At 73.4% G+C, this 13,111-nt stretch carries 9 protein-coding genes; 6 read left to right on the top strand and 3 right to left on the bottom strand.

Features of this window, described 5'->3' with window-relative positions:
- The first annotated feature begins 319 nt into the window (after positions 1 to 319).
- The 4 genes from ABZ919_RS20915 to ABZ919_RS20900 all read left to right on the top strand — a co-directional run bounded on the left by ABZ919_RS20915 (position 320) and on the right by ABZ919_RS20900 (position 7,478).
- Positions 320 to 1,555, top strand: a complete 1,236-nt coding sequence (locus tag ABZ919_RS20915; protein ID WP_361249791.1) for a hypothetical protein — start codon at positions 320 to 322, stop codon at positions 1,553 to 1,555.
- A gap of 92 nt (positions 1,556 to 1,647) precedes the next feature.
- On the top strand, positions 1,648 to 1,932 hold the full coding sequence (locus tag ABZ919_RS20910; RefSeq protein WP_361249789.1) for a DUF1232 domain-containing protein: 285 nt from the start codon (positions 1,648 to 1,650) through the stop codon (positions 1,930 to 1,932).
- A gap of 228 nt (positions 1,933 to 2,160) precedes the next feature.
- Complete coding sequence (locus ABZ919_RS20905) at positions 2,161 to 4,662, top strand: SpoIIE family protein phosphatase (RefSeq protein ID WP_361249786.1); 2,502 nt, start codon at positions 2,161 to 2,163, stop codon at positions 4,660 to 4,662.
- Between the two features lie 83 nt (positions 4,663 to 4,745).
- Positions 4,746 to 7,478, top strand: coding sequence for a SpoIIE family protein phosphatase (locus tag ABZ919_RS20900; protein WP_361249783.1), 2,733 nt, complete (start codon positions 4,746 to 4,748; stop codon positions 7,476 to 7,478).
- 218 nt (positions 7,479 to 7,696) lie between these two features.
- Here the strand turns inward: ABZ919_RS20900 and ABZ919_RS20895 are convergent, their stop codons facing one another.
- Both ABZ919_RS20895 and ABZ919_RS20890 read right to left on the bottom strand, forming a co-directional pair.
- Complete coding sequence (locus tag ABZ919_RS20895) at positions 7,697 to 7,930, bottom strand: hypothetical protein (protein WP_361249781.1); 234 nt, start codon at positions 7,928 to 7,930, stop codon at positions 7,697 to 7,699.
- 90 nt (positions 7,931 to 8,020) lie between these two features.
- The gene (locus tag ABZ919_RS20890) at positions 8,021 to 9,862 is read right to left on the bottom strand and encodes a glycoside hydrolase family 15 protein (RefSeq protein ID WP_361249778.1); all 1,842 of its coding nucleotides are present in this window, start codon (positions 9,860 to 9,862) and stop codon (positions 8,021 to 8,023) included.
- Positions 9,863 to 10,015: 153 nt separating this feature from the next.
- On the opposite strand from ABZ919_RS20890, the gene ABZ919_RS20885 reads away from it, so the two are divergent.
- Positions 10,016 to 10,222 (top strand): hypothetical protein, encoded by a 207-nt coding sequence (locus tag ABZ919_RS20885; RefSeq protein ID WP_361249776.1) that lies wholly within the window; start codon positions 10,016 to 10,018, stop codon positions 10,220 to 10,222.
- Positions 10,223 to 10,348: 126 nt separating this feature from the next.
- On the opposite strand, the gene ABZ919_RS20880 is transcribed toward ABZ919_RS20885, so the two are convergent.
- Positions 10,349 to 11,482 carry a molybdopterin-dependent oxidoreductase gene (locus ABZ919_RS20880; RefSeq protein WP_361249773.1) on the bottom strand — a complete coding sequence of 378 codons (1,134 nt, stop codon included), beginning with the start codon at positions 11,480 to 11,482 and terminating at the stop codon, positions 10,349 to 10,351.
- 132 nt (positions 11,483 to 11,614) lie between these two features.
- On the opposite strand from ABZ919_RS20880, the gene sthA reads away from it, so the two are divergent.
- Positions 11,615 to 13,021 (top strand): Si-specific NAD(P)(+) transhydrogenase, encoded by a 1,407-nt coding sequence (sthA, locus tag ABZ919_RS20875; RefSeq protein WP_361249770.1) that lies wholly within the window; start codon positions 11,615 to 11,617, stop codon positions 13,019 to 13,021.
- Positions 13,022 to 13,111: the final 90 nt, after the last annotated feature.

Below are 13,111 nucleotides of genomic sequence, written 5' to 3'. Positions count from 1 at the left end.
GCCGGTGTGGCACGCGCGTGGGTGCCCATCACCTGTGCGTGTGAACGCGCGCCCCGGCCACCGGAACGGGATCCGCCCCGAAGCGGATGGTTGGGCGGACCCCGTTCGCCGGACCATTGTGGGGGCCGTACGGGGACACGACCACGTGTGAACGAGGGCCGTCCGACGCATCTCCCACGCGCCCCGGGTGCACGGCACGCACCCCGTGGGCGGGGCCGCAAGGCCACCGCGGCGCGCCGCCTCACGGCCCCGGACGACATGACGCCCGGCCGAGCGGTGATACTGGGAGGCACACCTGCCCCCATCAGCAGATTGGCTCATGTCGAACTCCGCCACCGACCGCGCCACCATCCCGCAGACCCTCTGGGCGGCCCACGGCCGTCACACCGGTCCCGACCCCGAGGAGGCCGTCCGCCGCACCCTGCGCCGTCACAAGGAGAGCGGCGACATCGACGACTTCGCCGAGCCCTCCGTGCCGGACGACTCGGTCGGCCGGGTGTTCGAGGCGCGCTGGCGGGCCGCCGGCACGGTGATCGTGCGGGCCCGGCTCGTCCTCGTGGCGGTCGAGGGCCGGCTGCAGGGGCACGAGTGGCGGCTCGCCGCGGAGGCCGAGCGCCCCTGGGACGAGGCCTGGCCCTCGCCGGCGACGCTGTTCTGGCCCGAGGGCGGGGTCGGCGAGGACGGCTCCTGGGACCATCACGCGACGGTCTCCGGGCTGCGGTTCCGGCAGGTCAACACGCTTCCCTCGGACGACAAGGAGATGCGGCGCAGGCTGCGGGACGCGGCACGCGAGGCGTGGTGCGTCAATGTCGTCGTGCACGAGGCGATGACCCCGGACGAGAAGGGCCGGCTGCCGCTGGCCCGGCTGCTGCCGCCGGGCCTCAGGCACCGGGTGGTGGAGCACCGGGCCGCGCCGCACCAGTTCCGTGCCGTCAACTGGGCACTCAAGGACCTCGGTGTCGAGGTGCCCCGCGGCGGCGCGGTGCTGCTGCCTCCGGACCCGGCTCCGGAGGGCTACGACGGCCGCGAGCACAGCGTCCGCAGCGTCTTCCTGGACGGTTCCGAACCGGCCGAACTGGTGGCGGCCCTGCGGCACTTCGTCGCCCTGCCCCGGCCGCTGCCGCGGGGCCTCCAGGAGGTGCTGACCGGCCTGCGGGAGAACTGGACCCTGATGACGCTCCAGGAGGAGCTGGAGCGCGAGCGGCTGCTGGTCGCCCGGTACGCCGAGGCGCTGGAGGCGATGACCAAGTCCCGGGACCTGTACAAGGAGGCCGCCGAACAGGCCCTGGAGGCCCTCGCCGCCTACCGTGACGTCCCCGCGCCCGCCCTGCCGGAGCAGCGGCCCGCGTTCCGGACGCCGGGTGCGCTGCAGCAGCTGACCCGGACGTTCGAGCGGCTGAAGTTCCCGGCCTGGGGCCAGCGGCAGCAGCCGCCCACCGCACCGGACCCGGCGGAGGCCACGGCGGACGGCGGACCGGACGTGCCCGGGGTGGCCGAGCCCGGTGCACGGCACGGCGGTGCTGAGGCCGTGGAGGGCGCGGACCGGTCGTCGTAGCACGGCGCGGGCCGGCCGGAAACCTCCACCGCGGCCGTGGGCGGAACCCGGAAGCCGGGGTATCCGTTCCATCGAGCCCGGAAGGAGGACGGATGGATTCCACCACCTTGCTGGTGATCGGCGCCGTCGTCGCGGCCGTGCTGCTCGCCGTCGCCCTCGGACTGCTGGTGCGGCTGGTGCGCGCCCGGCGCATGCTGCTGCGGGCGGGGCTGCCGGCGGGTCCGCGCTGGGTGTTCTGGGGCGCGGTCGCCTATCTGCTGCTCCCCACCGACCTGCTGCCCGACCCCGTCTACCTGGACGACATCGCCGTCCTGCTGCTCGCCCTGCGCAGCCTGCGCGCCGACCGCCCGCTGCCACCCGGTCCGAACGAGCCCTGAACGGCCCCCTGCAGCCTGCCGGTGCGCCCGCCACCGGGCCGGCCACGGGGTGGGGCAGTGGCGTGACTCCCGCGCGGTGCACCGCTCTCCCCGGCCCCCGGCGCTCCCCCGGTCCCCGGCCCGGGCCGTGCACCGGTTCGTCCCCTCCTCCCAGGTGCGTCGCACCGGCCTTCTGGCGCATTCTTGCTGTGTCATCCACCCGTAGGCGCACGGGACGAGGTAGAGGCGATGGCTGGGAACGGTGGCGAGCCGACGGCCCGTATGCGGGCCCGGCTCGCCGCGCTGCTGGCCGCCACCTCGACCGGTGCGCTGGGCGCGGCCGGCGGCCGGGTGGCGGCCGTGTATCTGCGCTCCGGCACCCCGGGCCAGCTGCACCTCGCGGCGCTCGTGGGGCTGCCCGGTGCACTGTTCAGGCCCTGGTGGCGGCTGTACATCGGCCGTCCCTTCCCGGTCGTCGACGCCTACCGCCTCGGCGTGCCCGTGGTGCTGGCGAATCCCGCCGAGGCGGTGCGCCGGTACCCTCAGTTCGCGGCGAGCCTGCCCTTCCCGCTGGGATCGGTGCACGTGCCGGTGCCGGGCTGCGGTGAACCGCTGGGAGTGCTCTCGGTGCTGGGCCCGGTGGGGGCGGACGCCGCTGACGAGCCGCTGGACCGGGAGCTGCTCTCCCGCCTGGCCGAGGGGCTGGGCGCCGAGCTGCTCGGACTCGCCGACGGCGACCCGAGCCTGGTCGTCTGGGACGACGAGCCGCTGTGTGTACGGCCACCGGCGAGCCGGCCGGCGCAGGCGGTCGTCGCGCGGTTCGACTGGGACCCGGTGACCTTCGCGGTGCGCGCGGACGACCGGCTGTACGGCCTTCTCGGGCTCTGCGTGGGCGACTTCGAGGGCACGGACATGGCGCTGGCGCAGGCGCTGGCCCCGCAGGAGGCACACCTGATCCTCGCCGCGCTGCGCGACACCGCGGCCGGGAAGCCGCCCGCCGCGCCGCTTGTCCTGCGGGCGCGGGACGGCACACCGTGGCTGCTGGACCTCTGGCCGCCCGCGGGCGCGGGGGCCGCGGACCAGATCGGCGGGGTGGTGGTCGCCCCGGGCCCCGCCACCTGCGCGGAGGGCGTGGCCGACCCGTTGCCGCAGGGGGTGCTGTGCCTGGACCGGCTCGGGCTGATCGTGTACGCCAACGCGGCGGCGGCCCGGCTCGCCGGCCTGGACCGGGAACGACTGCTCGGCCGGCCGCTGTGGGAGGCGCTGCCGTGGCTGACCGGTCCGCCGTACGACGACCATCTGCGCGGTGCCCTGCTGTACCCGGACCCGGTGCACTTCCATGTGCGACGGCCGCCCGGCGATCCCGGCGCGGGCGACTGGCTCGCCGTCTCGGTGCATCCCGGCGAGGAGCTGCTGACCTGCACGTTGGTCCCGGCCAGCCACATGGACACGCCTGTCGAGCCGGCCCCCGAGGAGCACGTCCCGGAGGACACGGTGTCGGCCGGCCACGCGATGGCCCCGGTGTACCGCCCGATCGCCCTGGCCATCGCGCTGACGGACGCGGTGACCGCACGGCAGGTGTCGGCCGTGGTCGTGCGGGAACTGCTGCCCGCGTTCGGCGGCCGGTGCCTCGCCATCTACCTGCTCCAGGAGCGGCATCTGTATCTCGCCTGGGAGAGCGGCTTTCCCCAGGGGTTCCTCGCCCGTTTCGAGGGAGTGGGCCTCGATGCGCGGCTGCCGGGTGTGGAGTGCCTGACCACGGGCCGGCCGCTGTTCTTCGAGTCGATGCAGCAGTTGCCGGCCGCCTACCCGGGCATCCCGCTGGACGCCGACGAGGGCGCCCGCGCCTTCCTGCCGCTGATCGCCTCCGGCCGCCCGGTCGGTTCGTGCATCCTCGGCTTCGACCGCTCGCGGAGCTTCAGCACCGAGGAGCGCACGGTCCTCACCGCGCTCGCCGGGCTGATCGCCCATGCCATGGAGCGGGCGCAGCGCTACGACAGTGAGGCGGCCCTGGCCCGTGGCCTGCAGCAGGCGCTGCTGCCCCGCCGGCTGTCGACGCACCCGCAGGTGGAGACCGCCGGCCGGTATCTGCCGGGCACGCAGGGCATGGACGTGGGCGGCGACTGGTACGACGTGGTGGAGGCGGGGGACGGGCTCGCGCTGGTCATCGGTGATGTGCAGGGGCACGGGGTGCAGGCGGCCGCCACCATGGGGCAGCTACGCAGCGCCGTGCGCGCGTTCGCGCTGGGCGACCGGCCGCCCGACGAGGTGATGAGCGGCACCAACCATCTGCTGATCGACCTCGACCCCGGCCAGTTCGCCAGCTGCTGCTATCTGCGGCTGGACCCCGCCACGGGCCGCGCCCGGATCGCCCGGGCGGGACATCCGCCACCGCTGCTGCGCTCCCCCGACGGGCGGGCCCGGCTGCTGGACGTCCCGGGCGGTGTCGTCCTCGGGGTGGATCCGCAGGCCCGGTACCCCGTGGCCGAGTTGGTGCTGGAGCCGGACGCGATCCTGGCCCTGTACACCGACGGGCTGGTGGAGCGGCCGGGCGCGGACATCGACGACGGCATCACGGCGCTGCGGCTGGCGCTCGCCAAGGCGGGGGCGGCCTCCGGGCGGCGGGGCGGGCGGTCGCTGGCCGGGGTCGCCGACCGGCTCACGGCCACCGCCCGGCACTCCGCCGACCGCCCCGACGACGTGGCGCTCCTGCTCGCCGCCCGCCGTTCGCCCCCCGTACACCGGCGGTGACCGGACCGCTTCGCTCCGGTCGGCGGCGGTCATCGCGGGCGACAGTCTCGCCGTACCGGTCCCGGCAGTGTAGACATGGGCACATGGTGCGACTGTCCGGCCGGAACGCGACCCGGCCGCCCCGGGCGTTCGGGTCCCCGCGCGCGCTGCAGGGGTCGCAGGGCCCGGGCGGGAACGGCGGCAGGGCCGGGGTGCTGCGGTCGGCGATGACCGGACGCAGCGTCGCCGGACAGGTGTTCGTGCTCCAACTGGTGATCGTGCTGCTGCTGATCGTCGCGGCGGTGGTGGCGCAGGTGCTGCAGGTGCGGCGCGACAGCGACATGGAGGCACAGAACCGCTCCATCGCCGTCGCCCAGTCGTTCGCGAACGCGCCGGGCACGGCGGCGGCGTTGCGCTCCCAGGACCCGACGGCCGTCCTCCAGCCGAAGGCCGAGGCCACGCGCAAGGCGACCGGCGTGGACTTCGTCGTCGTGATGAACACCGACGGAATCCGCTACACGCACCCCAAACCCGACCGCATCGGCAAGAAGTTCGTCGGCACGATCGGCCCGGCGCTGGCCGGAGGCACGGTCGTCGAGCACGTCAACGGCACGATAGGACCGCTCGTGCAGGTCGTGGTGCCGGTGAAGGACGCCGCCGGCCAGGTGGTGGGCCTGGTGTCGGCCGGGATCACCACCGCGCACGTGGGCGGGGCCGCCGACCAGCAACTGCCCCTGCTGCTGGCGGCCGCGGCGGCGGCGCTCGCGCTGGCCACCGCGGGCGCGGCCCTGGTCAGCACACGGCTGCGGCGCCAGACGCACGGCCTCGGACCGTACGAGATGACGCGGATGTACGAGCACCACGACGCGGTGCTGCACGCGGTGCGGGAGGGCGTCCTGATCGTCGGCGGCGACGGCCGGCTGCTGCTCGCCAACGACGAGGCGCACCGGCTGCTGGACCTGCCCGAGGACGCCGAGGGGCGCGGCGTGCTGGAGCTGGGCCTGGACGAGGAGACGGCGGCGCTGCTGTCCTCGGGCCGGGTGGCGACGGACGAGGTGCACCTGGTCAAGGACCGGCTGCTGGCGATCAACCAGCGGCCCACCGACCTGCGCGGCGGCCCGGCCGGCAGTGTCACCACGCTGCGCGACTCCACCGAGCTGCGCGCCCTGTCAGGCCGGGCCGAGGTGGCCCGCGAGCGGCTGAACATGCTGTACGACGCCGGGGCGGGCATCGGCACCAGCCTGGACGTGAGCCGGACCGCGGAGGAACTGGCCGAACTGGCGGTGCCCCGGTTCGCGGACTTCGCGACCGTGGACCTGTTCGACGCGGTGCTGCACGGGGAGGAGCCCAAGCCGGGCACCGCGCTGCGCCGCGCCGCCTGCCTCGGCGTCCGCAAGGACTCCCCGCTGTACCCGGTCGGTGAACGGATCCGGTTCGTGGCCACCTCGCCGCAGGCGCGCAGCCTGACCACCGGTCAGTCGGTCCTGGTGCCCCGGCTGCGCGAGGCGCCCGGCTGGCGCGCACAGGACCTGGAACGCACCGGCCACGTCGTGGCGTTCGGCATCCACTCGCTGATCACCGTGCCGCTGCGGGCGGGCAGCCTGGTGCTGGGCGTGGCGAACTTCTGGCGTGCGGAGAAGCCGGAGCCGTTCGACGCCGAGGACCTGGCGCTCGCCGAGGAGCTGGTGGCGCGGGCGGCGGTGTCCATCGACAACGCCCGCCGGTACACGCGCGAGCACAGCATGGCGGTCACCCTCCAGCGCAGTCTGCTGCCGCGCTCGCTGCCCGAGCAGAGCGCGCTGGAGATCGCCTACCGCTATCTGCCGGCACAGGCCGGGGTGGGCGGTGACTGGTTCGACGTCCTGCCGCTGTCCGGTGCCCGGGTGGCGCTGGTGGTGGGGGACGTGGTGGGGCACGGACTGCACGCGGCGGCCACCATGGGCCGGCTGCGCACGGCGGTGCACAACTTCTCCGCGCTGGATCTGCCGCCGGACGAACTCCTGGGGCTGCTGGACGAGTTGGTGGGCCGGATCGACCAGGACGAGACCGCCGCCGACGGCTCCGCCGCGATCACCGGCGCGACCTGTCTGTACGCGGTGTACGACCCCGCCGCGCGGCGCTGCAGCGTGGCCCGGGCCGGACATCCGCCGCCCGCGCTGGTGCACCCGGACGGCCGGGTGGAGTTCCCGGACGTGCCCGCGGGGCCGCCGCTGGGCCTGGGCGGGCTGCCGTTCGAGACGGCCGACCTGGACCTGGCGGAGGGCAGTCGGCTGGTGCTGTACACGGACGGGCTGGTGGAGGACCGCGAGCGGGACATCGACGTGGGACTCGGGCTGCTGCGCGACGCCCTGCGTGACGCGCCGGGCGCCTCGCCGGAGGAGACCTGCCGGGCCGTGCTGGGCCGGCTGCCGGCCCGGCCGAGCGACGACGTCGCGCTGATCGTCGCCCGGACCCGGGGGCTGGGCGCCGACCGGGTCGCCGAATGGGAGGTTCCCTCCGACCCGGCGGCCGTGTCCCAGGTGCGTTCCTCGGTGACCCGGCAGCTGGCCGACTGGGATCTGGAGGAGCTCTCCTTCACGACGGAGCTGGTCCTGAGCGAGCTGGTCACCAACGCCATCCGCTACGGGCGCGGCCCGATCGGCGTGCGGCTGCTCCGTGACCGCTCGCTGATCTGCGAGGTCTCCGACCGCAGCACGACCTCGCCGCATCTGCGGTACGCGGCGACGACCGACGAGGGCGGCCGGGGTCTGTTCCTGGTCGCGCAGCTCGCCGAACGCTGGGGCACCCGTTACACCCCCGACGGCAAGATCATCTGGGCGGAGCAGGCGCTGCCGTAGGGCAGCGCCGGGGACTGCGCGGTGGCTGCCCGCGCGGTCTGCTGCGGCTGCCCCGCACACACCGCACCCGCACACCGCAGCGCGGGCCCGGGGACGCCGCCGCACGGTGCGCCGCGTTCGCCGGGGCCCTGGTGGGCACCGGGCTGTGCGGCGACCGGGCGCGGGTGCGTCCGCCGGGCCCGCTCGGGGTTACCGGTTCGCCTGGGCGGAGGAGGCGGTCAGGCGCTCAGCCGCGAGCGCAGCAGCTGCTTCCCCATCTCGGCACCCTTGCGGCTGTCGGACTGAGCCTTGTGGAACAGGTCCACGAGCTCGCTGTCATGCTCGCGTTCGGCGTCCTGGATGTACGTCTCCAGGCGCAGGGCGTTGTCCAGGCACGCCTCGACGTACCAGATCAGGTCGTAGTTCTTGTCGCGCGTGCCGGTGACGCCACCGGTCTCGCTGGTGCTGGTCATCGGGGTCTCCTCCTTCTGTCGACCCTGCGTCGTTCTCCTTGCGGAGACTGCCGGGTACCCGTGCGGCTTGCGGGCACACCGCCCCTTTGGTCAGCCGAGGGCGCGGTCGAGGTTGAACGCGGCGCTGATCAGGGACAGATGGGTGAACGCCTGCGGGAAGTTTCCCTGTTGCTCGCCCGTGCGGCCGATCTCCTCCGCGTAGAGACCGAGGTGGTTGGCGTAGGTGAGCATCTTCTCGAAGGCCAGCCGGGCCTCGTCGAGCCGGCCGGCCCGCACCAGCGCCTCGACGTACCAGAAGGAGCAGATGGAGAAGGTGCCCTCGTCGCCGCGGAGCCCGTCGGGGCTGGCCTGCGGGTCGTAGCGGTAGACGAGGGAGTCGGACACCAGGTCCTCGGTGAGGGCGTCCAAAGTGGCCAGCCATTTGGGATCGGTGGGGGCGACGAACTTGGCGAGCGGCATCATCAGCAGCGAGGCGTCCAGCACGTCGCCGCCGTCGTACTGCACGAAGGCGCCGCGCCGCTCACTCCAGCCGCGGTTCATGATCCGCCGGTAGATCGTGTCGCGGGCCTGCCGCCAGCGGGGCAGGTCGGCGGGAAGTCCACGCCGGTTGGCGAGGCGGATCGCCCGCTCGATCGCGACCCAGCACATCAGCCGCGAGTAGGTGAAGTTCCTGCGGCCGCCGCGGGTCTCCCACACGCCCTCGTCGGGCTGGTCCCAGTGCGCGCACACCCAGTCGACCAGCTCGCACACGTCGTCCCACTGGCCGCTGGAGATCGGCTGGGCCCATTTGTCGTACAGGTAGATCGAATCGATCAGCGCCCCGTAGATGTCCAGCTGGAGCTGGTCGGCGGCGGCGTTGCCGACCCGGACCGGTGCGGAGCACAGATGGCCCTCCAGATGCGGCAGCACCCGCTCGGGCAGCTCGGTGCGGCCGTCGATGCCGTACATGATCTGCAGCGGTGGCCGGTCGTCGGCGCTGCCGCCGGGGCTGACGTGGGTGGTCAGGAAGCGCATGAACGCCTCCGCCTCGCCGGCGAATCCGAGCCGCAGCAGCGCGTAGACGGCGAAGGCCGCGTCCCGGACCCACACGTACCGGTAGTCCCAGTTGCGCTCGCCGCCCAGCTGTTCGGGCAGGCTGGTGGTGGGGGCGGCGACGATGGCGCCGGTGGGAGCGTAGGTGAGCAGTTTCAGGGTGAGCGCGGAGCGGTGCACCATCTCGCGCCAGCGGCCGCGGTAGCGGGACTGGTGCAGCCAGCGCCGCCAGTAGGCGACCGTGGCGTTGAACTCGTGTTCGGCCTCGGCGTGCGGGCAGCAGCGGGGGGCCACGTCGTCGCCGACCTGGTCGAGGGCGAACACGGCCGTCTCGCCCTCGCCGAGCTTGAAGTCGGCGCGCACGTCCCGTGCGTCGCACTCCACGACGACCGTGGAGGTCAGCGACAGCGACTGCACGGCGGACTCGAAGACGACGGTGCCGCTTTCGGTGCGCAGGGTGTGCGGGACCGCCCCGTAGTCGAATCGCGGGGCGACCAGGACCCGGAAGGGGACGGTGCCGCGGACGCAGACCACGCGGCGGATCAGCCGGTGCCGGCCCGCATCGCCCGCGCCGTCCGAGGTCACCGGCATGAAGTCCTGCACCTCGCCCACGCCGTCCTCGGTGAAGAACCGGGTGATCAGTACGTTGGTGTCGGGGAAGTAGAACTGCTTGGTGCGCGCGGGTACGGAGGCGGCCAGCTCGAAGCAGCCTCCGCGCTCGGCGTCGAGGATGGCCGCGAAGACGCTGGGAGCGTCGAAGGACGGACAGCAGTACCAGTCGATGGTGGCGTTCGTGCCGACCAGGGCCACACTGCGCAGATCTCCGATCAGTCCGTGCTCGGCGATCGGGATATAGCGGGGGCTGGTGCGGAAGTCCTCGGGAAACGGGGTCTCGGCCATCTGCGGCCTCCCGGTGAGCGGTGCGAGATGTTTTCCAGCTTAGGAGCGAGTGCTCTCCGGTGGCGTGGGAAGGCGCTGCGGGGAATGGTGAGAGTGTGCCCCGTTCGGCGGCACCGGCACGGATGCGGTCATCCGGACCGAGGAGGAGGCATCATGTCGACAACCACACCCGACGAGTCCCGTTCTTCAGACGACCACTGCACCCCGGACGCCCTGCTCCACTCCGCTCCCTCCCGGGACGTCACCCCGGAGGACCTGGTGATGGCGGCGGGCAGGGACGTCAACCCGAAGAATCTCGCCTGGGCCCGGCGCAAGCTGGAGAAGGAGGGCCCGACGGCCGTCGAGAGGCTGCTGCCGTAGGGCGGTCCGGGGAAGACACGGGCTCGGGCTCGCAGGCCAACGGGGGGCACCGAGCCGACGGGAAGGGGCGCGGGGAACCGCGCGGCCGGCCACGCACCACCCGCGCCCCGCCGTACCGGCAGTCGCCTACGGCGAAAAGGCGCCGGCCACACACACCACCCGCACGAAGCGCACCGCGTTGTTGGCGAAGCCACCCCGGTTCCAGCGCTGGTCGACCGGTTGGACATGCCCGTCGATGTCGCTCGCCCGTGCGCCGACCGCGTGCTCACCCGGAGTCGCGCTCCAGGTGTGGTGCCAGGCCCGCCACGCCCACCGCTGCCCGGCCACGGCCGGGTCGAGAACAGCCGGCTCCCAGCTCCCGCCGCCGTCCGTGCTGACGTCCACGCGGGACACGGCCGCCTGCCCGGACCAGGCGCGACCGAAGAGCTCCACGGGGCCCGGCCGCAGCACCCGGGTGCGGGACATGAAGTCCGGAAACCCCGGCGGCACCAGCAGAGCGCGCGGCGCGATCCGGGTCACCGGCTCGCCCTCCTCGCCGGCGGTGCGCCGGATCCGGTAGGCGACCGACTGCTGGAAGCCCTTGAACGGTACGTCGCTCACCGTCACCGAGCGCAGCCACTTGACGTGCGCCATGCCGTACCAGCCGGGCACGATCAGCCTGAGCGGCCTGCCGTGCTGCGGGAGCAGCGGGGCGCCGTTCATGGCGGTGGCGACCAGCACCTCGGGATCGTCGCCCGCGGCCACCGCCGGTGGGAGCGCGCGCTGGTAGTCCTGCTCGACGCCGCGCTCGACCCCGTGGTCGGCGCCGGTGAAGACGACGTCCGCGGCCGCCGGGTCGGCGCCCGCCTCGGCGAGCAGCAGCCGCAGCGGCACGCCGGTCCACTCCGCGGTGCCGACCGCCTCCACCAGCCAGGGCTGGCTGATCGGCCGCGGAGTGAGCAGGGCCCGGCCGTTGCCCGCGCACTCCACGGTCACGCGGGTGGTGACCTGCGGGAACGACAGCAGGTCGGCGAGGGACAGGTCGAGCGGAGTGCGTACCTGTCCGTCGACGCTCAGCCGCCAGGATCCGGCGCGCGGCACGTACGGGATGTCGTAGTGCGTGAGGACGTAGTGGAGTCCGGGCGGCGTGAGGTCGTGCCGCAACGCCTCCAGGGGCAGACCGTGGTTGCGGGCGGCGAGCGCGAGCTCGTCGGCGCCGATGCCCTCGCCGGGACCGGCCAGCCGGGCGGGGGCGCTCACGTCGCCGGGTCGCTGGCCCATGCCGTCATTGTCCTCCCGTGACGCGGACGCGGCGAGGACTGCGGGAGCCGGGGCAACTCCTGCGCGGATCGGGGGATTTCCGCGGCGGCGATCCCTTCCGGAGCGGGCGGCGGGGCTGACAGACTCCGCAGGGTGCCCGACTTCGACTTCGACATGCTCGTCATCGGATCCGGACCCGGCGGTCAGAAGGCCGCCATCGCCGCGGCCAAGCTCGGCCGCCGGGTCGCCGTCGTCGACCGCCCCGACATGCTCGGCGGGGTCTCCCTGCACACCGGAACCATTCCCTCCAAGACCCTGCGCGAGGCGGTGCTGTACCTGACCGGTCTCACGCAGCGCGACCTGTACGGACAGAGTTACCGGGTGAAGGAGGACATCACCGTCGCCGATCTAACCGCGCGCACCCGGCACGTGGTCACCCGGGAGGTGGACGTCGTCCGCAGTCAGCTCTCCCGCAACCACGTGACCGTCCACTCCGGCACGGCCCGCTTCGCCGATCCGCACACCGTCGCGCTGTCCGAGCCGTCCGGACGGGAACGGCGGCTGAGTGCCGGGCACGTCGTCATCGCCACCGGCACCCGGCCGGCCCGCCCGGAGACGGTCGAGTTCGACGGCCGGACGATCATGGACTCCGACAACGTGCTCTCGCTGGAGCGGGTGCCGCGGTCCATGGTGATCGTCGGCGCGGGCGTCATCGGCATGGAGTACGCCTCCATGTTCGCCGCGCTCGGCAGCAAGGTGACCGTGGTGGAGAAGCGGCCAGGAATGCTGGACCTGTGTGACGTCGAGATCGTGGAGTCGCTCAAGTACCACCTGCGCGACCTGGCCGTCACCTTCCGGTTCGGCGAGACCGTGGCCGCCGTCGAACGCCATCCGCGGGGCACCCTCACGGTGCTGGAGAGCGGCAAGAAGATCCCCGCGGACACGGTGATGTACTCGGCGGGCCGGCAGGGCCTCACCGACGAGCTCGACCTGGAGAAGGCCGGGCTGGCGGCGGACGCACGGGGCCGGATCGAGGTGGACGAGCACTACCGCACCGCGGTGCCGCACATCTATGCCGTGGGTGACGTCATCGGCTTCCCCGCGCTCGCGGCGACCTCGATGGAGCAGGGCCGTGCGGCCGCGTATCACGCGTGCGGAGAGCCGGCGGGGCGGATGCACCGCCTCCAGCCGATCGGGATCTACACCATCCCGGAGATCAGCTTCGTCGGGCGGACCGAGGACCAGCTGACCGAGGACCGGGTGCCGTTCGAGGTGGGGGTCGCACGGTACCGGGAGCTGGCCCGGGGGCAGATCATCGGGGATTCGCACGGGATGCTGAAGCTGCTGGTCTCACCCGTGGACCGCACGCTGCTCGGAGTGCACTGCTTCGGCTCCGGCGCGACGGAACTGATTCACATCGGGCAGTCGGTGATGGGGTGCGGGGGAACCGTGGACTACCTGGTCAACGCGGTGTTCAACTATCCGACGCTGGCGGAGTCGTACAAGGTCGCGGCGCTGGACGCGACCAACCGGCTGCGCCAGGTGGACCGGTTGGACTAGGGCCTGTGTGATGTTGTGATCAGCCAGTTTCCTTCAGGAGGTCGTTGATCCAGATCATCGAGGCACGGAGGTGGAGGCCGGCGAGGTAGC

The organism is Streptomyces sp. NPDC046759 (genome assembly GCF_040645475.1).
In the GTDB taxonomy this organism is placed as follows: Bacteria; Actinomycetota; Actinomycetes; order Streptomycetales; family Streptomycetaceae; genus Streptomyces.
The sequence above is the reverse complement of the archived record's forward strand: the minus strand, read 5'-3'. Positions and strand labels throughout refer to the sequence as shown.